At 72.7% G+C, this 21,967-nt stretch carries 23 protein-coding genes; 9 read left to right on the forward strand and 14 right to left on the reverse strand.

All coding sequences use genetic code 11. From position 1 onward, the window contains the following. Positions 1-61: 61 nt before the first annotated feature. Positions 62-697, reverse strand: coding sequence for a hypothetical protein (locus tag ACGF0J_RS33605; protein ID WP_393152472.1), 636 nt, complete (start codon positions 695-697; stop codon positions 62-64). A 135-nt stretch (positions 698-832) separates the two neighbouring features. Between ACGF0J_RS33605 and ACGF0J_RS33610 the strand changes: the two genes are divergently transcribed. The 3 genes from ACGF0J_RS33610 (at position 833) to ACGF0J_RS33620 (ending at position 3,393) form a co-directional block, all read left to right on the forward strand. Beyond that, positions 833-1,660 (forward strand): DUF4184 family protein, encoded by an 828-nt coding sequence (locus ACGF0J_RS33610; RefSeq protein ID WP_393152474.1) that lies wholly within the window; start codon positions 833-835, stop codon positions 1,658-1,660. A 113-nt stretch (positions 1,661-1,773) separates the two neighbouring features. After that, on the forward strand, positions 1,774-2,625 hold the full coding sequence (locus tag ACGF0J_RS33615) for a TrmH family RNA methyltransferase (RefSeq protein WP_393152523.1): 852 nt from the start codon (positions 1,774-1,776) through the stop codon (positions 2,623-2,625). A 42-nt stretch (positions 2,626-2,667) separates the two neighbouring features. Further along, a complete protein-coding gene (locus ACGF0J_RS33620) occupies positions 2,668-3,393 on the forward strand; it encodes a TipAS antibiotic-recognition domain-containing protein (RefSeq protein ID WP_393152525.1) in 726 nt (241 codons plus the stop codon). A 295-nt stretch (positions 3,394-3,688) separates the two neighbouring features. Here the strand turns inward: ACGF0J_RS33620 and ACGF0J_RS33625 are convergent, their stop codons facing one another. The 3 genes from ACGF0J_RS33625 to ACGF0J_RS33635 all read right to left on the reverse strand — a co-directional run bounded on the left by ACGF0J_RS33625 (position 3,689) and on the right by ACGF0J_RS33635 (position 5,537). Next, complete coding sequence (locus ACGF0J_RS33625) at positions 3,689-4,090, reverse strand: spore-associated protein A (protein WP_393152476.1); 402 nt, start codon at positions 4,088-4,090, stop codon at positions 3,689-3,691. Positions 4,091-4,327: 237 nt separating this feature from the next. Beyond that, positions 4,328-4,978 (reverse strand): hypothetical protein, encoded by a 651-nt coding sequence (locus ACGF0J_RS33630; protein ID WP_393152478.1) that lies wholly within the window; start codon positions 4,976-4,978, stop codon positions 4,328-4,330. Continuing rightward, positions 4,968-5,537 (reverse strand): TetR/AcrR family transcriptional regulator, encoded by a 570-nt coding sequence (locus tag ACGF0J_RS33635; protein ID WP_393152480.1) that lies wholly within the window; start codon positions 5,535-5,537, stop codon positions 4,968-4,970. The genes ACGF0J_RS33630 and ACGF0J_RS33635 overlap by 11 nt, the downstream gene beginning before the upstream one ends. A 147-nt stretch (positions 5,538-5,684) precedes the next feature. On the opposite strand from ACGF0J_RS33635, the gene ACGF0J_RS33640 reads away from it, so the two are divergent. Together ACGF0J_RS33640 and ACGF0J_RS33645 are read left to right on the forward strand one after the other, a co-directional pair. Beyond that, positions 5,685-6,659 (forward strand): NAD(P)H-binding protein, encoded by a 975-nt coding sequence (locus tag ACGF0J_RS33640; RefSeq protein ID WP_393152482.1) that lies wholly within the window; start codon positions 5,685-5,687, stop codon positions 6,657-6,659. A gap of 169 nt (positions 6,660-6,828) precedes the next feature. Then, positions 6,829-7,092, forward strand: coding sequence for a DUF4235 domain-containing protein (locus ACGF0J_RS33645; protein ID WP_393152484.1), 264 nt, complete (start codon positions 6,829-6,831; stop codon positions 7,090-7,092). Between the two features lie 23 nt (positions 7,093-7,115). Here ACGF0J_RS33645 and ACGF0J_RS33650 read toward each other — a convergent pair whose 3' ends face one another. From ACGF0J_RS33650 to ACGF0J_RS33660, 3 genes are all read right to left on the reverse strand, one after another. After that, positions 7,116-7,487, reverse strand: a complete 372-nt coding sequence (locus ACGF0J_RS33650; RefSeq protein ID WP_393152486.1) for a hypothetical protein — start codon at positions 7,485-7,487, stop codon at positions 7,116-7,118. 166 nt (positions 7,488-7,653) lie between these two features. Beyond that, positions 7,654-8,139: a pyridoxamine 5'-phosphate oxidase family protein gene (locus tag ACGF0J_RS33655; protein WP_393152488.1), complete on the reverse strand. Its 486-nt coding sequence runs from the start codon at positions 8,137-8,139 to the stop codon at positions 7,654-7,656. Then, entirely contained in the window at positions 8,136-9,596 is a 1,461-nt protein-coding gene (locus ACGF0J_RS33660) for an MFS transporter (RefSeq protein ID WP_393152490.1), read from the reverse strand. The genes ACGF0J_RS33655 and ACGF0J_RS33660 overlap by 4 nt, the downstream gene beginning before the upstream one ends. 97 nt (positions 9,597-9,693) lie before the next feature. On the opposite strand from ACGF0J_RS33660, the gene ACGF0J_RS33665 reads away from it, so the two are divergent. Further along, entirely contained in the window at positions 9,694-10,218 is a 525-nt protein-coding gene (locus ACGF0J_RS33665) for a winged helix-turn-helix transcriptional regulator (RefSeq protein ID WP_393152492.1), read from the forward strand. Positions 10,219-10,448: 230 nt separating this feature from the next. Here ACGF0J_RS33665 and ACGF0J_RS33670 read toward each other — a convergent pair whose 3' ends face one another. Both ACGF0J_RS33670 and ACGF0J_RS33675 read right to left on the reverse strand, forming a co-directional pair. After that, positions 10,449-11,066, reverse strand: a complete 618-nt coding sequence (locus ACGF0J_RS33670; protein ID WP_393152494.1) for a hypothetical protein — start codon at positions 11,064-11,066, stop codon at positions 10,449-10,451. 400 nt (positions 11,067-11,466) lie between these two features. After that, the gene (locus ACGF0J_RS33675; protein WP_393152496.1) at positions 11,467-12,321 is read right to left on the reverse strand and encodes a D-alanyl-D-alanine carboxypeptidase family protein; all 855 of its coding nucleotides are present in this window, start codon (positions 12,319-12,321) and stop codon (positions 11,467-11,469) included. A 113-nt stretch (positions 12,322-12,434) separates the two neighbouring features. On the opposite strand from ACGF0J_RS33675, the gene ACGF0J_RS33680 reads away from it, so the two are divergent. Continuing rightward, complete coding sequence (locus tag ACGF0J_RS33680; protein WP_393152498.1) at positions 12,435-12,632, forward strand: YegP family protein; 198 nt, start codon at positions 12,435-12,437, stop codon at positions 12,630-12,632. Between the two features lie 28 nt (positions 12,633-12,660). On the opposite strand, the gene ACGF0J_RS33685 is transcribed toward ACGF0J_RS33680, so the two are convergent. Further along, positions 12,661-13,191, reverse strand: coding sequence for a DedA family protein (locus ACGF0J_RS33685; RefSeq protein WP_393152501.1), 531 nt, complete (start codon positions 13,189-13,191; stop codon positions 12,661-12,663). A gap of 171 nt (positions 13,192-13,362) precedes the next feature. On the opposite strand from ACGF0J_RS33685, the gene ACGF0J_RS33690 reads away from it, so the two are divergent. Beyond that, positions 13,363-13,860 (forward strand): hypothetical protein, encoded by a 498-nt coding sequence (locus tag ACGF0J_RS33690; protein ID WP_393152503.1) that lies wholly within the window; start codon positions 13,363-13,365, stop codon positions 13,858-13,860. 7 nt (positions 13,861-13,867) lie between these two features. On the opposite strand, the gene ACGF0J_RS33695 is transcribed toward ACGF0J_RS33690, so the two are convergent. From ACGF0J_RS33695 to ACGF0J_RS33705, 3 genes are all read right to left on the reverse strand, one after another. After that, the gene (locus ACGF0J_RS33695) at positions 13,868-17,209 is read right to left on the reverse strand and encodes a BTAD domain-containing putative transcriptional regulator (protein ID WP_393152505.1); all 3,342 of its coding nucleotides are present in this window, start codon (positions 17,207-17,209) and stop codon (positions 13,868-13,870) included. A gap of 63 nt (positions 17,210-17,272) precedes the next feature. Beyond that, complete coding sequence (locus tag ACGF0J_RS33700) at positions 17,273-18,331, reverse strand: YbhN family protein (RefSeq protein ID WP_393152507.1); 1,059 nt, start codon at positions 18,329-18,331, stop codon at positions 17,273-17,275. A gap of 49 nt (positions 18,332-18,380) precedes the next feature. Then, complete coding sequence (locus ACGF0J_RS33705) at positions 18,381-19,199, reverse strand: PIG-L deacetylase family protein (protein WP_393152509.1); 819 nt, start codon at positions 19,197-19,199, stop codon at positions 18,381-18,383. A gap of 38 nt (positions 19,200-19,237) precedes the next feature. On the opposite strand from ACGF0J_RS33705, the gene ACGF0J_RS33710 reads away from it, so the two are divergent. Then, positions 19,238-20,353 (forward strand): glycosyltransferase, encoded by a 1,116-nt coding sequence (locus ACGF0J_RS33710; protein ID WP_393152511.1) that lies wholly within the window; start codon positions 19,238-19,240, stop codon positions 20,351-20,353. A 32-nt stretch (positions 20,354-20,385) separates the two neighbouring features. Here the strand turns inward: ACGF0J_RS33710 and ACGF0J_RS33715 are convergent, their stop codons facing one another. Then, complete coding sequence (locus ACGF0J_RS33715) at positions 20,386-21,864, reverse strand: DUF2079 domain-containing protein (RefSeq protein ID WP_393152513.1); 1,479 nt, start codon at positions 21,862-21,864, stop codon at positions 20,386-20,388. Positions 21,865-21,967 lie beyond the last annotated feature (103 nt).

The raw sequence follows: 21,967 nt of genomic DNA on the forward strand, positions 1-21,967 counted from the left end.
ACTCAATGCACTACCTGTGGCAAAACCGCTCTTTTGGTGCAGTTATCACGCAGTGTGAGCATCAGTGGCAGCAGGAGTGACCGCGCCACGCGCGCATCCCCTCCCGCACCGCGACCAGCGCCAGCGTGATCGCCATCACCGGATCCACCCACCACCAGCCCAGGGTGTTGAGCCACAGCCCGGCCAGCACACCGCCCGCCATCACCGCGCAGATGACGTTCTGCGTGCCCTCCCCGGAGGTCGAGGGTGACGCCAGCCGCGCGCCCAGCCGCCGCTTGGCCAGGCCCAGCGCCGGCATGCTGACCAGGCTCACAGCGGTGACCGCCATCCCGAGCGCGTTCGCCTCGGCCCGGTGACCGGCCCCCAGGTCGTAGGCGACATGGAGCACCAGATAGGGCGCCAGCACCCAGAAGCTCACGGCGACCGCGCGCCGCGCCCGCAACTCCGCACCGGCCGACAGCGTGCGCGACCCGGTGAACCGCCACACCACGATCAGGCTCGCCGCCGCCTCCACCAGCGCCGACAGCCCCCAGCCCAGCAGCGCGACCGAATGCGCCGCCACACCGGCGACCAGGCCCAGCGAGCTCTCGACCCCCAGCCACACCAAGGTGACCACCGACAGGGAGCGCGCCGCGCGGGCGGCGCGCAACCAGTCGGCTGACGCCACCGGATGCCCACGAACCCGCTGATCAGGCACCTTGACCTCCCGAACCCAGACGCACGACCGATGGCGGCGGTAAGTAGCGTATCGATTACGTATCGTGACCTCGGTGGTGGAGGGCAAAGGTACGCCGATAATCTTCAATGATCGTCAACGGGGGAGGGTAGGGCTGTGCCGTTCACGCCCAGTCATATCGCGGCGGTGCTCCCGCTCGTGTCGTCGGCCCGGATGCGCAGGTTCGCGGACCCCTGGGCGCTGGCCATCGGCGCGATGGTGCCCGACCTGCCGATCTTCCTGCCGTTTCTCGACTTCCTGCTGCCCGACTACAGCGACTGGCACTCCTGGCGCGGCGTGGTCACCATAGACCTCGCGGCGGTCGTGGTGCTGCTGGGGCTGTTCCACCAGGTGTTCCGGGACCCACTCATCTCGCTGCTGCCCCCGGCCTGGGCCGGCCGGGTCGCCACGCTCGCCCCGTCCTGGCAGTACGTCCGGCTGCTGCCGATCGTGGCCGGGGCCGTGATCGGCGCCGGCAGCCACGTCCTGTGGGACTCCTTCACCCACTCGACCGGCCCCGCGGAGTGGGGCGACTGGCTCAGCCACCAGTTTTTCGGCATCAGGCTGTTCCGGCTGCTGCAGTACGGCTCGTCACTCGTGGGGCTGGCCGCCGTGCTGGCGTGGGCGTGGAGCCGCCTGTCGGCGCTGCCGCCCGCCCCGCTGCCCGGCCACCTGCGCAGCTCCCCGTTCGTCCGGGCGGGGGTGCTCGTCGCCGCCGTGACGGGCACGTTCGCCGGAGCGTTCCTGTGGCCGCGCTTCGACCCGCCCTCCCCGACCCTCGGCCTGCCGAGCGTGGTCACCAAGGTGGGCGCGGGCACGGTGGTCGGCATGTGCGTGGTGCTCGGCTGCTACACGCTGGGCTGGCACGCCTGGCGGCTCGCCGCGGCCCCCTCCGGACGCCCCGGGCCGACGCGCCTGGAGAGCGTGCCGGACGAAGGAGCCTGACCCGGCCGGGGGCGGCCGCGGGTCCCCGGGGGCCGTGGCAGGATCGGAGCGTGCTCGAGTACGTGACCGACGCCGCCGACCCGCGCCTCGCCGACTACACCCGGCTGCGCGACATGGAGCTGCGCAAGAGCCTGGAGGCCGAGCGGGGCCTGTTCCTGGCGGAGGGCGAGAAGGTGATCAGGCGCGCCATCGCCGCCGGACACCCCGTCCGCTCGGTCCTCACCACCCGCCGCTGGCTGGACCCCCTCGCCGACGTGCTCGGCGACGCGCTGGTGTACGTGGTGAGCGACGAGACCATGGCCGGCGTCGCGGGCTTCCAGGTGCACCGCGGCGCCCTCGCGTCGATGGCCCGCCTCCCCCTGCCGTCGGTCGAGGCCGTACTGGCACCCGCCCCGGACTCCCGGCCCGCCGCCGTTCCCGCCGCCGTCCCCGCCGCCTTCCCCGACGACGCGGCCGGCCACGCGTACGAGGAGCCCGCCGGACGACGCACCCGGCGCGTCGTGGTCCTGGAGGACCTCGCCGATCACGGAAACGTGGGTGCGATCTTCAGGTGTGCCGCCGCTCTGGGAGTGGACGGGATCGTCCTGTCCCCCCGGTGCGCCGATCCGCTGTACCGGCGGGCGGTCAAGGTCTCGATGGGGGCGGTGTTCTCGATCCCGTACGCGCGGATGGACAACTGGTTCACGGGGCTGGAGGAGATCCGTGCGGCGGGCTACAAGACGCTCGCGCTGACCCCTGACCAGACCGTCACACCCCTGGACGCGGTCAAGATGACGGACCGGGTGGCGCTGCTGCTGGGTGCGGAAGGTGATGGTTTGTCCTCGCGATGGCTGCGGGAGGCCGAGGCGCCGGTGTGCATCCCCATGAGCCCCACGGCCATGGCGTCCGGCGTCGACTCCCTCAACGTGGTGGCCGCGGCCGCCATCGCCTGCCACGGCCTGATGCGCGGGAGCGGCCGGCGCTAGCAGTACCCGGCCCGGCCCCTCGACTCGTACTTCCTCTGCTTCCTGCTCGCTCTTGACCCTCACTACGACGAGATCGGGCTGCTGCCGCCTGCGCGGGTCGGCGCGAACGGCTACCGCTACTACGAGGAGGACCAGTTGCTGCGCTTGCAGCAGGTCTTGGTGCTGCGGGAGCTGGACCTCGGTCTGACCGAGATCAAGGAGATCGTCGAGCGGCACACCGACCCCGTCGCAGCACTGCGTGAGCACCACCGGCGCCTGCTGGCGGAGCGCGACCGGCTGGGCGAGGTCGCCCGCATGGTGGAGCGCACCATCGCCGAACTTCGGCAGAGCGAGGGGAAGACGACCATGTCCAGGATCAGCAGACCGGAGAACCTGTTCCAGGGATTCGACGGCGCGCGGTACGCGGCCGACGCGCGCGAGCGGTGGGCGGAGGAGTGGCGGCAGAGCGGCCAGGAGGAGATCCTGGCGGGTCGCACCCCACAGGAGCTGGAGCGGATGCAGCGGGAGGCGACGGCAGGGATGATCCGGATGGCCGAGCACATGCTCGCCGGCACCCCCGTCGACGCCCCGCAGGTCCTCGCCGAGCTCGACATCCACTATCGGCACCTGAGCGAGTCCTGGACGCCGACCGCCGAGCAGTATCTGCACCTGGCCCGGATGCAGGTCGAGGAGGAGCGGTTCCGGGCGAACTACGAGCGGGTCGCCGAGGGCCTGGCCGAGTACATGCGCGACGCCATGACCGCCTACGCGCACGCCCGGCTGACCTGACCACAGGTGAGCGGTCGGGTCAGGAGCCACGTCCGCGACGGTCGCGCCCTCGGGTAGCCACGTGGCCAGCCGGACGGTCGATGACACGGCCTGCGGTGGATCTCGGGTCGCATGCTCGACGGGCATCCACCGATCGGCGATGTCAGAGGCACCACCACGATCACGGTGACCGTGGTGGTGTCCAGTGGCAGCGAGCCGGACTCGCGCGGCCATGGGCGGCGTCCTCGCGGGTGACTGCGTCCGTGGGGCCGTGGCGCCGGGTTATGTCGGGGAGGACCGCCGGGAGGCGTGCGACTCAGCTGCAGTTCGTGCGGTACTTGGCGTCGTACGCGGTGCCGACCTTGCCCGCCCAGTCCACGCACGAGTCGGTCGCCAGCAGGTAGATCGGACCCGCGTAGTGCGTGTAGTTGCCGGTGTCCTTCTTGGTCCAGCTCTCGACCGAGGACTTCTTGAGGTAGGCACCCATGGGCATGGCGCTGCCCTTGCGGTTCCGGATCACCACCAGGCAGTTGTAGCCGTTGTTGTACGTGAGGAACATGGTGGCGCTGCTGCCGACCGGCGCGCTGTTGACCACCGAGTAGCCGGAGCCGCACTGGCCACCGTACGAGGCGGCGGACGCGGGCGCGGCCGTGATCAGCGAACCGGCGACCGTCGCGGTGGCGATCGTACCCACCATGGCCAGTTTGGAGAGCTTCATAAAATCCCCGTTTCGGACTGTTAATAAGGCGTCTTGCGCCGAGCAAGGTATCCGATATCCCCTATTCGATCAAGGTCAAGGGTTCTGTCATCCCGCTGCCCTCGTGGGTGGTCAAGGTATCGACGGGCGCGGTGTTCGTGGTCCCGTACGCGCTGATGGGCGACTGGTTCACGGGCCTTGGCAAGATCCGTGAGACCGGCTTCCAGATGTTGGCCCCGACGACTCCCGACCGGCCGGTCACCGCGCTTGATGAGGCTCATCGTGACTGCGACCTCCGGCGGCGTGGGGTTCGGGCGGCTCCGCCGCTGACCGCATGGGCGCCTCCGGCACCAGGTAGCAGACCAGGAGCTTCAGGAAGAACAAGACGGTGAACCACTCCAGGTTCTCCGGCACCGGCAGGGCCGTCAGGTTGACCAGCACCGCGGCCATGTAGGCGGCCATGGCGGCGGGCCGTTTGGCCTCCAGCTTGACCGTCTCGACCAGCAGGGCGCCGGCCAGGAGGAGGGCCGAGTTGGCGAAGAACCATCCCCATGCCGCGTCCAGCACCACGAAGGCCATCGCCGCCAGGTAGGTCAGGTGTGCCGCGACGAATCCCAATCGCGCGCGGGGTGCCTTGCGGTGGTACCACCTCTTGGCCGCGTTGGTGGCGTTGGTCATGACGCCACCGACGAGGTCGAGGCCGATGACCGCCGTGACCGCCCACTGCGGCCATCCGCCCTGGATCGGCGCGGCGAGCAGGTGCCAGCCCAGCAGCGCCATGCACGCGAGCGATCCGGCGATCTCCATGCGCCGCTCGGCCCTGGTCTTGCCCGGGCCCATGAACCGCTCCAGCGCGCCCCGCCACCCCGGTGGCGTGGCCGGGATCTCCCAGTCGATCTCAGCTCTCATCGGGTTTCCTCCACAGCCCTCGGACCAGGCTCCACGTCACGTCGGGGACGGTCGCGCCGTCGCGTAGCCGCGTGGCGAGCCAGACGTCGGCGACGCGCAGGACGGCGGCGGTCGCGGCGAGCATGAGCTCGCGGTCGACGTCTGTCCTGATCACGCCGAGTGCCCGCCCGTTGTCGATCACCGGAGCCAGCCAGGGTGCGGGGTCTTGAGCCGTGCGCGCGTCGAGCAGCGCCAGGTCCTCGGGATGGGCCAGGCCGTGCGCGACGAGTCGATTCGACGCCGCCCGCAGCCGCTCCCAGAACTGTTCGGCCGTGCCGGCGTCCCGCCAGTCCCCGAGCGCCTGGGACATTCGCGCGTGCACATCGTCGAGCACCCCCCGGAACAGGTCCTCCTTGCCGTCGAAGTACTGGTAGGCGGAGGTCTTGGAGATCCCTAGCTCGGCGATGATCTGGTTGTAGGAGGCCCGGTCGGCGCCGTCCCGCGCGAAGTGCGCACGGGCGACCCGCAGGATCGCCTCCCGGCGGTCGGTGGGCAGCCGGTAGAAGCGTGGAAGTGGCATGTACCGACGGTACACCCCGCTGGTCTGGAAGTGTCGCCGGGGCGGTGAAGGCGCGGGGCCGACGGGCGCATGGGCTGGTAGCGTTGGCGGTCCCAGATCCGCAACCTCCCTCCTGAGTCTCCCGGGGAGGCGCAAGATCTCCGCTTCATGTTGGAGGGTCTTGCCGTGGACGCGATCACGCGAGTCACGAACGTGTCGCATGCCGGTCGGCGTCTGCTGACCGCCGTCGACGCCAGGAAGGACGCGGGCAGCAGCCCCACCCGGATCGTCGGGCACCGCCTGGCGCGGCACCTGCTGGACGCCGGGGACCAGGTGCGTGTCCTCGCCGAACCCGGCCTGCCGGCCGGCTGGCCCGACGGCGTCGAGGTCGTCGAGGGGTCCATCACCCGGCCGCTGGAGTGCGCCGAAGCCTTCGAGGGCGTCGACGGCGTCTTTCTCGCCGGAGCCGTGCCGGCGACTGTGCGGGACGCGCTGGAGGTCGCCCGCGGTGCCGGTGTGCGGCGGATCGTCGTGCTGTCCTCGCACGGGCCGGAGTACGAGGAGGCCTATCCGCCGGAGACGTGGTTCTGGCTGGCCATCGAGCGTGCCGTCGAGAGCTCGGGCATGGAGTGGACGCACATCCGCCCGTCGGCGGTGATGGGGGCGGTGATCGAAGGCACGTATCCGGCCACAGGATCGGACTGGCCGGACACGATCAAGGGTGAGCGCGCCGTCCGGGAGGCCTTCCTGGACACCGGCCACTATCCCTTCATCCACGAGGACGACCTCGCCGCCGTCGCGGCGGCGGCGCTGCGAGCCGACGACCACGTCGGAGCCGTCGTCGAGGCGGTCGGACCGCCGATCAGCACCCGTTCGCGAGTGGCGAGCATCGCCAGGGCCATCGGATGCGACATCGCCGCCGTCGAGGTGCCGCCCGACCACAGCCGTGAGAGCTGGCGGCGTCGCGGCTGGCCCGACAGTGGCATCGACGTGACGCTGTACGCCCTGCAGGAGTACGGCGAGCGGCTCGCCGAGCTCACCCGGTGGACGCTGGACCAGCGGCCGGCCGTGCGCGAGATCATCGGCCGCCCGCTGCGCGGCTTCGACGAGTGGGCGGCCGAGAACGCCCACCTGTTCCGCTGAGGCCGGAACCACGGCGGGCCTGTCGTGGCCGGGTGCGCGTGCGGGCGCTGTGGAGGGTCAGGCCCGCCGGATCCGCCCAGGGCGCGGCCGCCGGCCCCGGTCGACCGGGCCCGGCCGCGTTTAGGACCTTCACACGGGGCATTGGCAGACACCGTCGTGAGGAGTTGACATGCAACCTGTAGAGAAGGCCACATCACTGGGGATGGGCATGCTGAGCGGCGCGCTGGCGGCGGCGCTGTTCAAGCGGGTCTGGAAGCTGGCCTCCGGCCAGGACGACGCGCCGGACGCCGACGACCTGGGCCGCGGCTGGAAAGAGGTCGTCGTCGCCGCCGCGATCCAGGGAGCCCTGTTCGGCGCGGTCAAGGCCGCCGTGCACCGCGCGGGCGCGCAGACCTTCCAGCGCCGGGGGAGCGGAGGCGGCCGCAGGCGCTGAAGCGCCGCCCGGCCGCCGGATGGTCAGCCGTGGCCCGCGTGGGTGTGGCTGTGAGCCACCTCGGGCGGGCACGGACGCGCCGCGGTGGCACGGCCGTCGCGGCGCCACTCCGCCACTGCGATGGCCAGGGCGACCGCCACGCCGGCGACCGCGGCGCCCAGCGCCACGGCGACGGCGTCCGCGATGTCGCCGCTCGACGCGAGGACCAGGTAGTACAGGCCGGGCAACGCCGCGGTGCCGATCGCCCCGCCGAGGCGCTGCCCCGTCTGCAGGGCGCCGCCGGCCGCGCCGGCCATCCGGACGGGTGCCTCCTTCAACGTCATCGTCACGTTGGGCGAGATCACGAGACCGCTGCCGACGCCGCCGACGAGCAGGGCGGGAACCGCGGCCCACACGGCGAAGGGCGGCTCGGCGAAGCCCAGCGTGCCTACGGGGGGACAACGCCGGTCGGACCGTCGGCATTTCGCCCCCCGCTGGACGGGACGCGCTCCACCGGCGCCGACACGCCGTTCACCGGCTGTCCCGGCGCCCGGTCCGCGCGGCGGCCCCGTCGGGGCACGGTCAGGCCGTGCCGTCCGCCTGCCAGATGCGGCTGCGCAGGTCGCGGCCCCGGATGACCTGGACGCGCCACGGCGTGAGCCGCAGGACGTGCAGGCCGGGGTCGTCCACGCCGGTCCAGAAGCCGCCCAGATCGTAGCCCGCGCCGGGCGGGCTGCCCTGCTCGTACAGCCGCCACACCCGCCGCGTGACCGCCGGGTCGTCCACCCACGCGGCGACGGTGTCGACGGCCACGGCGTTCTGCCTGGGCGTCCAGTAGGAGAACGTGGCGTGCGGGTTGCGTGCCAGGTGCGCCGCCTTCACCGGGGTGCGGTACGTGGCCAGCCAGCCGTGCGGCCGACCGTCCACCACCTCCCAGACCGGGATGAGGACCCGCGCTCGCGGTCGTCCCTTGGCGTCCACGGTGGTCATGGTGGCGTAGACGATGTCGCCGATGTAGGTGGCGAACTCCTCCTCGATCGCCGCGAACGACGTCACCCTGCCGGTCATCGGACTCCCTCGGCCGCCGGGCGGACGTCGCCGGCCGCGGGCCCGGGTTCGGGCGCGGGCCGGCCGCGCGGGTGACGGCGCAGGCCGAACGCGATGATCAGGGCGGCGGCCACCGCGGCGGCGACCGGGACGGCGAGCGCCGTCCGCAACGCCTCCAGCCGCGCCTCCGGCGCCGTGGCGTCGCCCAGGGCGGCCACGCTCACCGCGGTCACCGCCGACAGGCCGAGCGCCGTGCCGAACTGGATCGAGGTGTAGAGCAGCGCGCCGGCCAGGCCCTGCTCCGACTCGGCGACGCCCTCGGTGGCCGCCATGGTGAGCGGGCCGTACGCCAGGGAGAAGGCGAGGCCGAGCAGGACCATGGTCGGCAGCATCGCCGCGTACGTCCAGTCCAGCTCGAACCGGAGGAACAGGGCGTATCCGGCGGCGGCCGCCACCAGCCCGCCCAGCAGCACGGGCACGTTGCCGAACCGGTTGACCAGGCGCGGTGTGAGCGTCGGCGCGAGGACGGTGTCCACACCGATGACGAGCATGGCCACGCCCGTCTGCAGGGCGCTCCAGCCGCGCAGTTCCTGCAGGTACAGCGTCGCCAGGAACTGGAACCCGGCGAACGACCCGAGGAAGAGCAGCGCCCCTAGGTCGGCCCGGACCAGCGGCCCGGAACGCAGGATGCCCAGCCGGACCAGCGGGTTCGCCGACCGCCGCTCCACCAGGACGAAGACCGCCAGCAGCGCCGCGCCGGCGGCGAAGACGGCCGGCGTGACCGGGCCGCCCCCGGAGGTGTCCTCCAGGCGCACCACCCCGTACGCCAACAGCAGCATCGCTCCGGTGATGCTGAACGCGCCGGCCAGGTCGAAGCCGCCGGCCGGCCGCTCCGGCCTGTCGGCGTCCCTGAGCAGCAGCACGGCGGCCCCGAGGATCACGGCCGACAGCACCACCGGCGCGAAGAACACCCACCGCCAGCCGATCGAGGCCAGCAGGCCGCCGGCGACCAGGCCGAGCGAGAAGCCGCCGGCCGCCGTGCCCGCGTAGACGCCGAGGGCCTTGGTGCGCTGCGGCCCTTCGGGGAAGTTCCCGGTGACCAGCGCCAGCCCGGCCGGGGTCATGAACGCGGCGGAGACCCCGGTGACGAAGCGGGCGACCAGCAGCATCCACCCCTCGGTCGCCAGGCCCCCCAGGCCGGAGAACACGAGGAAGACGCCCAGCCACAGCAGGAACATCCGGCGGTGCCCCAGCAGGTCGGCGGTCCGGCCGCCGAGCAGCATGAACCCGGCGTAGCCGAGCACGTAGGCGCTGACCACCCCGCTGAGCATCGTGGTCGACAGTCCGAGGTCGGCGCGGATGGCGGGCAGCGCCACGTTCAGCATCGCGACGTCGATCCCCTCCAGGAAGATCGCGCCGGCCAGGACGAGCAGCACCCCCCAGGCGCGGGCGTCCATCCGGGCATGGGTTGCGGACATGACATGGCTCCTCTCGACAGCAGGAACCGGCAATGGTTCTCTTCGTGCATGCCGGTTCCTTCTTGATACCGGCAGCATCGTGCGTCAGGATGTCACCATGGAAGACGGCACTTCGATGTCCCTCGGTTACTGCGGGGATACCGGCGACTACGACGTCCTGCAGTGGGACACCCGTGAGGACTGCGAGGTCCGGCAGATCCTCGACCGCATCGCCGACAAGTGGTCGCTGCAGGTCATCGCGCTGCTCGACCGGCGCAGCCTGCGTTTCACCGAGCTGCGGCGCATGATCGACGGGGTGAGCCAGCGCATGCTCACCCGCACGCTGCGCCACCTCGAACGCGACGGCCTGGTGAGCCGCACGGTGCACCCCACCGTGCCGCCCCGGGTCGACTACGAGCTCACGGCGCTGGGCGCGACCCTGCACCACACCATCAAGGCCCTGGTCACCTGGACCGAGACCCACCAGCGCGAGATCGCGGCGGCGCGGGCCGCCTACGACGTCCGCGTGGCGGCCGAGGAGCGGGCGGCGCGGGACGAGGCCGACAGGCAGGCTGCCATCGCGCGGCACGCGCTCGCCGACCTGACCGGCTCGGCACGGCCGGCCGCCGACCGCGCGGGGTGATCACACCGGTGCCGTACGCGCGGCGCCCGGCCTGCGGTGCCCGGCTTGCGGTGCCCGGCTTGCGGTGCCCGGCTTGCGGTGCCCGGCTTGCGGTGCCCGGCTTGCGGTGCCCGGCTTGCGGTGCCCGGCTTGCGGCGCAGACGCGGCAGGCCCCCGGTGAACGGCGGGCGACCTGAGTCGCCGCCTTCACCAGGGGCCTGTGCCACTACCGTCGGGGCCCGGGTCGCCCGCTACTTCTTGGACAGCAGGCGGCCGAAGAGCCTCGGGTGCTTGGTCTCCCAGTACCGCCAGCCCTCGACGCGTGACGGAACGTTGGCGATGCCGGTGGAGACCCGCCAGGCGTTGCAGTCGCGTAGCTGGGCCCACTGCGACCAGCCGACGCGGTAGCCGAACACGCGGTACCACATGTTGCCGTACATGCCGTCGCTGATCGACTGGGTGTAGTCGTGGCCGGTGAAGACCATGTGCCTCAGTTCGAGGTGCGGCGTGACGGACTTCGACAGCTCGCGCACGACGTCGTTGATGGTGACCGAGCGAGTGGCGGTCTTGTCGAGCTCCAGGAACGCGAGCACTTCGTGCTCCCGGACGACCGACACGGTCATCTCGCCGCCGGGGCCGTCGATGAACTTGGTGCGCGGGACGAAGAAGTTGCGCGGCCGGATGTTGTGGAACCGGAAGAAATGCCCGGCCTCGCACTTCTTGTCGTGGTCGCCACCCTTTTCCACGGTCGTGACCGTGGTGGAGGTGCTCTTGCTCTTCTCCTTCTCGGGGTCGTCGGCGACGGCGGCCGGGGACGTCGAGGCGGCAAGGGCCAGGGAGAGCGAGCCGGCTGTGGCGTACATCGCCATGCGCTTCACCGACCGGTGCCGCCGCGGCCGGTCGTCTGGGGCCGAGAGGTCCGTTCTGGGATTGTTGAACATAGAAGGTACCGTTTCTTTCGGAGCGCGGCCGTGACCGCGGCTGACCACTGGCCGGAAGACGGCCCATGCCTGCCCGCTGGCGACGCAGCGTGACGGTAAAGATGCTTACAGTCGCTGCGACAATAGCGACGACGCCACGCCGAAATGGACTTCCCTCTACAGGGAAAACAAAGGTGAAAAAGCGACAACGAATACGCTGTCAAGCGACACCGCGGGATGTGCGGCGGAATTCGGCGCGCAGTGCTCTCCAGGTCGCTTACCGCTTTTCTCCCGCCCTTGCGGCTTACCGCGGAGCCGTCAAAAGCCGCAATTCACGTGTAATCCCGGGTCAGCTTCCGGCGATCTGTTCGCCCGCGTGGTCGAGCAGCCGCTCGGCCGTGCTGAACCGGCGGGCGTCCTGGTCGCCGAGGAGCACGCCGATCACCCGCCGGCCGCTCCGCTCGCCCGCGAACAGCAGGCAGAATCCCGCCGCGTCGGTGTAACCCGTCTTGACGCCCAGCACGTCGTCGGCGGACTGCAGCAGCTTGTTGGTGTTGCGCCAGGTGTGCGCCCGCTGCAGCGGCGACTTGGCCACCTTGTGCACCTCGCGCGACACGATCGTCCGGAACGTGGCGTCGTCGAGGGCGACCTTGGCCAGCTTCACCTGGTCGAAGGCCGTGGAGTAGGCGCCCGCCGGCGAGGGCATGCCGTCGGCGTTGGTGTAGTGGGTGTCCCCCAGGCCGAGCCGCCGGGCCGTGGCGTTCATCTTGGCCACGAACGCCGCCTTGCCGGGCCCGTACCTGCGGGCCAGGACGTTGGCGGCGTCCGCCCCCGACGGCAGCATGAGGCCGTAGAGCAGGTCGCGGACCGTGAGCCGTTCGCCCTTGGCCAGCGCGGCCGTGGCGGCCCCGTTGCTCGCGGCGTAGCGCACGTCGGCGGCGGTGACCTCGATCCGGTCGCCGAGCTGCGCCTCGCGCAGCACCACGTACGCCGTCATGACCTTGACCAGGCTCGCGACCGGCACCCGGCGCGTCTGGCGCTTGGCGTAGTGGATCGTTCCCGCCGAGTCGATCACGTACGCCGTCTTCGCCCCGACCGTGGGGACGTCCGCCGCCCGAGCGGGCGACACCGGGCCGACCAAGCCGACGACCAGGCCGACGACCAGGGCGAGGACGGTGGAGCCGAGGAAAGGGCCGATGCGCATGACAGACATGGTCGCAGGTGATCAAGGCTCGGTTTGCCGAACTTGACCTCAAAGCCGCGAAAACGCTGTCTAGCCGGGGTAAACCGCTGTTACGCCGACGGACGGGGGAGGCCATGGCGGGCAGATACGTGATCACCAAGGACGAGCGGGGCGACTTCCGGTTCGCGCTGGTCGCGGCCAACGGCCAGACCGTCGCCGTCAGCGAGCCGTTCCGGACGAAGCCCGCCTGCGTGAACGGCATCGAATCGGTCCGCCGGATCGCCGCGGACGCCACGATCGACGACCGCACCGTCCCCGCGACGGCTCCCTGACCGGTGCCTCCCGCGCCCGCGGCGGACGTCAGCGGGGCAGCGCCTCGGCCTCGGCCCCGGCGGCACGCCTGCGCCTGCGCCGGGTGACGAGCACGGCCGCGCCGGCCACCACCAGCACCGCCACCGCGCCGGCCGCGACCGGCGACTGCGCCGCGAGCTGCAGCCAGCCCCACACCAGCGCCGTCAGGCCGAACCACCACATCGGCGCCCAGGTCAGACAGCCGAGCGCGCTGGCCACCACGTACCACGGATAGGAGACCCGCAGCGCGCCCGCCACCCAGGGCAGGGTGTGCCGCAGCATCGGCACCCAGAAGCACCCGTAGACGGCCAGCGCCCCCCACCGCTGCACGATGGCCTCGACCTTGCCGATGCGCTCACGGCCGAGCTTCACGCCGATGCGCGAGTCGTACAGCCGCTCGCCGAGCCGGCGCCCCACCCAGTAGTAGACCTGGAACGCGCCGAAGAGCGCGATGATCAGGACGACGCCCACCAGCCAGTACGGCAGGCCCAGCCAGAACGGCTCGGTGGGGGCGGGGACGGCGAGGGACGGGCGCCACATCGGAGAACATCACCACCCCAGGGAGTTCAAAGGTCAGCCTAACCTTAGTTCAAGCCGTCGAGGGTCGCCATGCCGGCCTGCAACCGCCCCGCAAACAGTGCAAGTCACGAACAAGCAGGCCACAACCGCTCTCCTCTACACCTTAGGTGTGCGCGAAGAGGAGCGTTGATCATGGTGACGAGAAGCACAGTGGCCCTGGCCACCACGGCCAACACCGCCCGGCTGTTCGTGGCCGCCCTCGCCTTCACCGCCGCGTACGTCGGCGCCTCCGCGTACGACACCGCCGCCTCAGCGCCCGCCAGGACCGTCACGCCGCCGGCCCGCACCGCCGCCGGCGCCGCACCCGCCCCGCCGGTAGCCCGGCCGGGCACGGTCCGCCTGGGCCCGCCGGCCGTCGAGGCCGGCTGCGTGAGCACCCACGAGGCCGCCGCCGTGGCCGTCAACCCCACGCCGGGCAGGACGGCCTTCTACACCTGGCGGCTGACCCGCTGGACCCCGCGCACCGGCACCTGGCGGACCCACCTGGTGAGCCACGGCGGCTTCGCCGCCGCCGAGCGGACCATCACCTGGAACCCCACGATCACCGGCAGCGCGGGCCGGTACCGCGTCGAGCTGGCCGTGACAGGCGCCGCCACCGTCAGCAGCCCTCGCTTCCAGGTCACCTGCTGACCGGCGGTCACACCCCGACGGACCGCCGCGCCGCCTCCACCCAGCGGGGCACACCGACCCGCTCCGCCACCTCCAGCGCCTTGGCGTAGTGGTCGCGCGCCGCGTCGGGCTGGCCCAGCCGGACGGCCAGGTCGCCCAGCGTCAGCGCCACCGGCCACAGCGCCACGACGCCGGTGCCGGCGCCCGCCACCCGGTCGGCGAACGGCTTGAGCTTGTCGTAGCAGTCGACCATCCGTTCGCGGTCGTCGAGCAGCATCCCGGCCAGCGCCCGCCACGTCATCGCCAGCTCGTACAGGAAGTCGGGCCGCACCGGCGGCCGGATCGCCGCGACCGCCTTGGCGTCGGCGTGGTGACCCGCCGAGGCCAGCGCCAGCGCGTAGGCGTCGAGCGTCCACTTGGCGCCGCGCTGGTGGGCCTCGCCCAGCGCCTCGACCATCTCGGCCGCCCGCCCGTCGACCAGGTGCAGGCAGAACGTGGTGATCAGCGGCAGGTCCTGGCGACCCTCCAGCATGCCGGCCCGCGCCGTCATCCGGGCGGCCTCCCGGTAGGCCCGCTCCGCCCCGGCGTAGTCGCCGGCGATCATCAGCCGCTGCCCGGAGTACCAGGCGCACACCGCCGCCGGCGCCGACAGGTCGTACTGGCGGGCCAGCCGGTCGGCCGCCGCCGCGTGCTCGTCGGCCGCGGCGAACTCGCCACGCGCCGCCGCGCACTCCAGCAGCACCAGGTGGGCCAGCGCCTGCGTGGCCATCTGCCCGGACCGCTGGGCGACCTCCAGCAGCTCACGCCCGATGGCCTCGCGCGTGTCGACGGCCGGGATGTCGTAGGACTGCCGCAGCCGCCCGCTGAGCGCGGCGGCGAGCAGCACCGGGTCACCGCTCTGCCGGGCCAGCTCCAGCGCCTCCAGCGACGCCTGGCGGCCCCGCTCCGGCGAGGAGGAGCCCTCCAGCTCCAGCGCCAGCGTGGTCAGCAGGCTGGCGCGCAGCGTCTGCTCACCCTCCGGCAGCTCCATCAGCGCCTTCTCGGTGACGTCGACGATCTCCCACGCGGTGCGGGTGAAGTCGCGGGCCATGCCCTTGTGCGGCACGGCCAGCGACGCCGCCACCCGCGCGGTGATCTCCAGGTCGCCGAGCGGCAGCGCGGTGTCCATCGCCTCGCGCCGCAGCAACCGGGCCGCGGTCATGTCACCGCACAGCGCCAGCGCCCGGATGCGGCGCAGCATGAGCTGCAGCCGGTCCTTGGTGTCACCGCCCGTCCGGCTGAACGCGGCGATGGCCTGCTCCCACAGCGTCGCCGCCTCGCGGTGCGCGAAGCGGCGCTCGGCCTGCTCGGCCGCTAAACCGGCGTAGTGGACGGCCTTCCCGGCCGCGTCGGCCGCGAAGAAGTGGTGGGCCAGGGCGGCCACGTCCGACGGCGCGCGCCGCTCGATGACCGCGGCCACCGCCGCGTGCAGCCGGGTGCGGCGCAGCCGCGAGGCGTCGGAGTAGATGGTGTCGCGGACCAGGTCGTGGTCGAACCTGAGCATGCCGGGGCCCGGCTCGGTCACCAGCCCGGCCAGCAGCGCCGCCTCCACCGCCTCGACCACGCCGTCCTCGTCACCGGCCACGTCGACCAGCACGTCCACGTCCACGTCACGGCCGATCACCGCCGCCTGCAGCAGGATCTGCTGCGCCCCGGCGGGCAGCCGCGAGATGCGCCGCCGCAGCACGTCGCGCACGCCGGACGGCACGCGCGACAGCACCTCGGCCGCGCTGGCCCGGTCGGCGGCGGCCTCGGAGTCGAGCAGCCGCACGGTCTCGCGGACGAAGAACGGGTTGCCCGCGGTCCGCTCCACGATCGACTCGACCGCGTCCTCGTCGATCTCTCGTACGCACGTCGCCCGGACCAGCTCGGCCACGGCCTTCGGATCGAGCCCGGACAGCCCCACCCGCACCGGGCCGAGCCGGGCGAGCGCGGCCAGCACGTCGGACTGGCGGTCGTCCAGCTCGCTCTCCCGGCAGGTGACGACGAGCAGCACCCGGCTGGTCGCGAGCAGACTCGGCAACGCCCGCAGCAGCGCGAGCGTCTGGTCGTCGGCCCAGTGCAGGTCTTCGAGCGTCAGCAGCACCGGCGCCCGCCGCGCCACCCCCGCGAGGTAGCCGCCGACCGCGCGGTGCAGGCGGAAACCGCCGGACACCTCGTCGTCGTCGGGGTCGGGGGCGGCGTCGTCCAGCAGCGGCGCCAGGAGCTGCGCGTACTCGCCCGCGCCGGTCACCCCGACGAGCGAGCGCAGGATCTCGACCCACGCCCAGCCGGGCGGCGTGGCGCTGGAGTCGGGGCAGGCGCCCGAGGAAGTGATCCAGCCGTCGTCGGCCAGCCCGCTCTGCAGGCGGCGCAGCAGCGTCGTCTTGCCGGCGCCCGCCACGCCGGTGACGATCGCCACCTGGAACCTGCCGGTGCGCGCCGCGGCCGTGGTCAGCCGGGCCAGCTCGGCATCGCGGCCGACGAACGGCTCGGGCTCCAGCGGCGGCGGCTCCACGGCGGCGGCGGGCCGCGGCGGCCACGTGTCGGCGGCCGGCACGGCGCGCGCCGGACGCTGGGGCGGCACCAGCTCCAGCTGGGGGGCCTGGGCGAGGATGTCGGACTCGAGCTTGCGCAGCGCCGGCCCCGGGTCGATGCCCAGCTCGTCGGCCAGCATGTTGCGCGCCCGGCGCAGCGCGGCCAGCGCGTCGCCCTGCCTGCCGCACCGGTAGAGGCCCAGGGCGAGCAGCCGCCAGCCCTCCTCGCGCAGCGGATGCTCGGTGGTGAGCGCCTCCAGGTCGGGCACGGTCTCGGCGGGCATCCCGAGGCGCAGCCCGGTGTCGGCGTGCCGTTCGCGGGCCACGAGCCGCAGCTCGGTGAGCCGGTTGACCTCGGCCTCGGCCCACGGCTGGTCGGCGAAGTCGGAGTAGGGGGTGCCCCGCCACAGGCCGAGCGCCTTCTCCAGGCGGCCGCGCGCCGACTGCGGATCGCCCTCCTCCAGGTGCTCGCCCGCCGCCCGCACGAGCTGCTCGAACCTGAGCGCGTCGACCTGGTCGGGCGCCACCCGCAGCGCGTAGCCGGAGGCGACCGTCACCAGCAGCCGGTTGGGGCCGCCGCGCGGCCGGCCCGGCTCCAGCACCCGGCGCAGCCGCGAGATGTAGACTTGCAGGCCGGACTGGGCCCCCTTGGCCGAGTCGTCGTCCCACAGGTCGTAGAGCAGCGTGTCGACCGGCACGACCTGCCCTCTGGCAACGAGGAGCCGGGCGAGGACGGCCCGCTGCCGCAACCCGCCGAGGTCGAGTTCGTCGTCGCCGTACGCCTCGACTGGCCCCAGAACCCGAAACGCCACCATGTCAGCCGCCACGCTATGCGGGCTTCCGAATCACGCACAAGGTCTGTGTTCTGTTTGGGATCGTCACTGGGTGGCCTTCGGTATCGCGGACGGGGGCTCCGTGGCGGCGCCTCGGTCGTCGCGCCTGCGCAGCAGTGCCCACGCGCCCAGAGCCAGGCCGCCGAACGGGATCTCGATAGTGTAAGTCCAGAAGCCGAAAAGCAGTGCGGTGGCCGTCGCCTGAGGGGTGCCCACCCCGAAGAAGACCAGCAGGGCCGCGACCCCGCCCTCCATGATCCCCGCGCCGCTGGGCGTGACCAGCGCGGTGGTCAGCACCCGCGACAGGGCGAAGACGGCGATCGACTCGGCCAGGCCCGGATAGGCGCCGATGGCCCGCATGCAGACCACCATGATCGCCCACTGGAAGCCGAGGAAGAACACCATCCCCAGCGACAGGCCGGGCCAGCGGGTGTGGACGATGCCGGCGGTGTCCGCGCGCAACCGGTCGAGCGTGTCGGAGGGACGCGCCCGCAGCCGCACCAGCCGGGCCAGCCCGTCGAGGCCCCGGCCCAGCAACGCGGCGGCGCGGTCCCAGTAGAGGGCGGCGGCCACCACCGCGCACAGCACCAGGATCGAACCGGCGCCCGCCCACCCCGCCCGGGCCACCTGCGGGTTGGGCGCCTGACCGGCCAGCAGCAGCGCCATGATCCCGACGGCCGGCAGGATGAACCTGAACAACGTGTTCCAGATGCCGCTGACCAGCGTCATCACCACGATCGAGCGGTTGGCGAACCCCCAGCTCCGCGCCATCGCGAACGTCAGCGCCACCCCCGCGGCGCCGCCGAACGGCAGCAGGTTGCTCACCGCGCTGCCCGCCGCGTTGAGCGTCAGCGCCTGCAACCGCCCGAGCCCCGGCAGCGAACCGGTCAGCACGAAGGTGTAGGCCAGCAGGCTGAGCAGCCACGTCACCGCCATCAGCGCCACCACGCCGGGGCTGAGCGTGGCGAACACCGCGCCGATGTCGCGCCAGGACACCTCCTTGCCGGTGAGCGCCTGGACGATCTGCGGCAGGTAGACGACGAGCGTCACCGCGAGCGCCAGCGACAGCACGGACAACGTGATCTGGACCCACTTGTTCTTCATCGGGCCTCAGTCTGCCCCGCGCGCGGCCGCGGCGGATCACCCTCAGGTCTCATCTGGGCCATCGGTCCAGAGGGTGACTCAGCCGGGTGCCCGGCGGCAGGTCGCGGCGGACGTACCACTCGGTGCCGAACACCAGCCGGTAGAGCGGGCCGGGCACCTTGAGCAGCACGGCGAGGGTGCGGTCGCTGTCGCCGCCGGTGGCCTGCGAGGCGTGCGCGGACATCGCCGCCCGCTTCTGCCTGGCGTACTTGCGGACGTTCACCCGGTGGGTGATGACCTCCCCCGGCGAGTAGGCGCTCTCGAACGTGCGCACGTCGAACTCCGGTGGGAACCGGTAGACCCTGCCCGCCAGCCGCAGCAGCCGCAGCAGCGGGTCGCGGTTGACCGTCGCCTCCAGCACGATCTCCGTGCCGGCGAGTTCGGCGGCCCGCCGCCCCACCCGGTGCACCTGCACGTGGTCGGGATGTCCGTAGCCGCCGGCCGGGTCGTAGATCGACAGCAGGTCGGCGTTCTCCTCACGCAGGATCGCGGCCAGCCGGCGGGCCGCCTCCTCGGTGTCTGCGTCGATGAAGGCGTTGTCGGGGCGTTCCTCGGCGATGCCGCCCTTGGGGCTCAGCCCCGAGTCGCCGTAGCCGAGGCACTCCACCCGGACGCAGCCGAGCAGCGCGGCCGACTCGTACAGCTCCTTGAGCCGGGTCTGCCCCAGCTCCTCACCGGGCTCCATCTCGGCCAGGCCGCGCTCGCCCGCGGTCGCGACCACGAGCACCACGCGGTGCCCCTCGGCCGCGAGCATCGCCATCGTGCCCGCCGTCAGCAGGGCCTCGTCGTCGGGGTGGGCATGGAAGAACACAGCGGTACGTGGAGGCACACGCCCAGATTAGTCTGGGAGGGGTGCGGATCTTTCACGTGAGTGACTGTTACCTGCCGCGGCTCGGAGGGATCGAGGTTCAGGTCGCCGACCTGGTGCGGATGCAGCGGCGGGCCGGCCACGAGGTCGAGGTGGCGACCGCGACCCGGGGCGAGGCGCTGCCCGGCGTCCACCGCGTCGTCGCCCGCATGCCCTTCGACCTGCCGGTGCACCCGCGCGGAGTGGGGCATCTCACGCGGCGCATGACGGCGTCGCGGCCCGACGTGGTGCACGTGCACACCGGCGCGGTCTCGCCGTTCGCCTGGATGGGGGTGCGCGCGGCCGTGCGCGCCGGGCTGCCGTGCGTGGTGACCGTCCACAGCATGTGGGACCCGCTCACCCGGCTCGCCTACCGGCTGCTCGGCGTGGCGTACGGCTGGCAGCGGTGGGGGCTGGTGGCCACCACGGTCAGCACCGCCGCGGCGACCCCCATCCGCTCGGTCGCGGGCCGCGGCGTGCCGGTGCACGTGGTCTCCAACGGTCTCGACCTGACGGCCTGGCGCGCCCCCTCCGCGGCGGGGCGGCCGCCCGCCGCGGACCCTCGTGACGAGGTGCACGTCGTGGCGGTCGGCCGGCTGGCGCCGCGCAAGCAGCCGGTACGCCTGCTCAGGCTGCTCGGCGCCGCCCGCGCCCGCGTGCCGGCGCACATCCCGCTGCGTGCCACCGTCGTCGGCGACGGCCCGGCCCGCGGGTCGATGGAGCGCTACCTGGCCAGGCACGGCATGACCGACTGGGTGTCGCTGCCCGGCCGCTACAGCCGCGAGCAGATCGCCAAGGTGCTGGAGTCGGCCGACGTGTTCGTCGCCCCGGCGCCGCGCGAGTCGTTCGGCATCGCGGCCCTGGAGGCGCGCGCCGCCGGGCTGCCCGTGGTGGCCAGGACGCAGAGCGGGGTGGCCGACTTCGTCGCGCACGGCATCGAGGGGCTGCTCGGCCGCGACCTGGGGGCGCTCGCCGAGGCCGTGGCCCGCCTGGCCGTGGACGCCGCGCTGCGCGAGCGGATCACCGCGCACAACCGGGCGACGCCGCCGGCGGCGGGCGCCTGGCCCGCCGTGCTCGACGGGTTCGACCGCGCCTACGAGCAGGCGACCCGTACGGCGAGACGCCACGGAGCCTAGGGACCGACCCGTACGGCGAGACGCCACGGAGCCTAGGGGCGGTGCAGCACCACGTAGCCGTCGCGCTCGAAGACCTTGGTGTAGCCCTCCTCCACCAGCCGGCCGACCTGCGCCGCCTGGTCCTCGGCCGACCCGAACGGAAACTCCCAGCGGGCCGTGTCGGCCACCACCCAGGGCGCGCCGCGCGGCTGCCCGGTCCACAGCAGCACCGTGGCGCGTGCGGTGAGGGCGGGACCGGTCGCGTTGACCGCCTCGACGGTCACCCCCGACGGCACCCGGGACACGGCCTCGCGGGCGGCGGCGACCCGCGTCTCGTCGCCCCGGTAGAACGACGGATGGTAGAGCTGGTCCAGGGCGAACCGGGGCACGAGCGTCAGCGCCACCGCGCACACGCCGAGCGACCAGGCGAGGACGAGCGAGCGGTCGCCGGAGCGCCCGAGCCGGCGCAGCAGCCGGGCCAGGCCGTCGACACCCGCGCACAGCAGGATCACGACCGTGAACGCGCTGTACTGGAAGTCGGCCTGCCACCACGGCGAACGATCGGACAACATCCGTTCCAGCACGTGCGGCAGCGCGGCCAGCGTCAGCGGGGACAGCAGGCACAGCAGCAGCGTCGGCCACACCATGAGGAAGAGCGTGTCGACCTTGTCCTCGGCGCTGAACGGCAGCAGCACGGCCGCGACCGGGTCGCGCAGCAGCGCCAGGATCGCGCTCGGCGCGTCGGGGCCGAGGTGGCCGTAGGCCCAGAAGTCCTGGGTGTCGCCGCCGAGCATGGGGATGAGCGCGCCCCTGGTCAGCAGCACCCCGCCGATGCCGACGGCCGCGCAGCACATGGCGCGCAGGCGGTCGCCGACGGCGAACAGGTAGCACCCGAACCCGACGATCATCAGTCCCATGTCCTCCTTGACCAGGAGGAGCCCGAACATCGCGGCGAACGCGGGCAGCGGCCGGTCGGCGTGGTAGCGCTCGATCATGATCGCCGTCAGCACGGGGACGAACATCACCTCGTGCACGTCGAACGCCGCCGCCTGCGCGACGGGCCATGACACGGCGTAGGCCACGGCCACCAGGTAGGCCGGGCCGGCGCCCAGCGCGCGCCGGGCGAACAGCCACACGAAGGGGATCGCCGCGGCGAACAGCAGCGCCTGGGCGACCACCAGTGACTCCGGCCCGTCGTGCACCCAGTAGAACGGCGCGAGCAGCGCGTACGCGGGGGAGAAGTGGTCGGCCAGTTGGAGGTAGTCGAGCCCCCGGTCGTGGAAGCCGCCGACGGCGGGCACGTACGGCGGGCGGAAGCGCGCGTAGTTGCGGACGGCCTGGTCCACGATGACCAGGTCGAAGACCGAGGCGCGGAAGGTGGCGAGCTTGACCAGTCCGAGCACGGAGTAGGCGGTGGCGGACAGCAGGAGCAGGAGCCCGACGCCGAGCCGGTGACCGCCGGGGAGGGACCGCAGGCGGGGGAGGGGGGCGGCGGTCGCCTCGGACTCGGCCGCGAGCGTGTCGCCCGTCACGGCGACCACCTTAGAGCGTGTTTGAGATGGGTGATCAGCTTCATTCGCAGACGTAGCGGGGCTGGCGTCGGGCGGGCCCTCCTCGGGTGATGCGGCGTGTCAT

It is taken from the genome of Nonomuraea sp. NPDC047897 (assembly GCF_043204415.1).
Lineage (GTDB): Bacteria > Actinomycetota > Actinomycetes > Streptosporangiales > Streptosporangiaceae > Nonomuraea.

Bases quoted from the DNA above. Each gene is read 5' to 3' on its own strand.
- ACGF0J_RS33680 (WP_393152498.1), top strand. From the start codon at position 12,435: ATGGCGGGCAGATACGTGATCACCAAGGACGAGCGGGGCGACTTCCGG.
- ACGF0J_RS33690 (WP_393152503.1), top strand. From the start codon at position 13,363: ATGGTGACGAGAAGCACAGTGGCCCTGGCCACCACGGCCAACACCGCC.
- ACGF0J_RS33635 (WP_393152480.1), bottom strand. From the start codon at position 5,537: ATGCCACTTCCACGCTTCTACCGGCTGCCCACCGACCGCCGGGAGGCG.
- ACGF0J_RS33625 (WP_393152476.1), bottom strand. From the start codon at position 4,090: ATGAAGCTCTCCAAACTGGCCATGGTGGGTACGATCGCCACCGCGACG.
- ACGF0J_RS33700 (WP_393152507.1), bottom strand. From the start codon at position 18,331: ATGAAGAACAAGTGGGTCCAGATCACGTTGTCCGTGCTGTCGCTGGCG.
- ACGF0J_RS33655 (WP_393152488.1), bottom strand. From the start codon at position 8,139: ATGACCGGCAGGGTGACGTCGTTCGCGGCGATCGAGGAGGAGTTCGCC.
- ACGF0J_RS33615 (WP_393152523.1), top strand. From the start codon at position 1,774: ATGGAGCTGCGCAAGAGCCTGGAGGCCGAGCGGGGCCTGTTCCTGGCG.
- ACGF0J_RS33630 (WP_393152478.1), bottom strand. From the start codon at position 4,978: ATGAGAGCTGAGATCGACTGGGAGATCCCGGCCACGCCACCGGGGTGG.
- ACGF0J_RS33645 (WP_393152484.1), top strand. From the start codon at position 6,829: ATGCAACCTGTAGAGAAGGCCACATCACTGGGGATGGGCATGCTGAGC.
- ACGF0J_RS33670 (WP_393152494.1), bottom strand. From the start codon at position 11,066: ATGGCGATGTACGCCACAGCCGGCTCGCTCTCCCTGGCCCTTGCCGCC.
- ACGF0J_RS33675 (WP_393152496.1), bottom strand. From the start codon at position 12,321: ATGCGCATCGGCCCTTTCCTCGGCTCCACCGTCCTCGCCCTGGTCGTC.
- ACGF0J_RS33665 (WP_393152492.1), top strand. From the start codon at position 9,694: ATGGAAGACGGCACTTCGATGTCCCTCGGTTACTGCGGGGATACCGGC.
- ACGF0J_RS33695 (WP_393152505.1), bottom strand. From the start codon at position 17,209: ATGGTGGCGTTTCGGGTTCTGGGGCCAGTCGAGGCGTACGGCGACGAC.
- ACGF0J_RS33640 (WP_393152482.1), top strand. From the start codon at position 5,685: ATGTTGGAGGGTCTTGCCGTGGACGCGATCACGCGAGTCACGAACGTG.
- ACGF0J_RS33685 (WP_393152501.1), bottom strand. From the start codon at position 13,191: ATGTGGCGCCCGTCCCTCGCCGTCCCCGCCCCCACCGAGCCGTTCTGG.
- ACGF0J_RS33660 (WP_393152490.1), bottom strand. From the start codon at position 9,596: ATGTCCGCAACCCATGCCCGGATGGACGCCCGCGCCTGGGGGGTGCTG.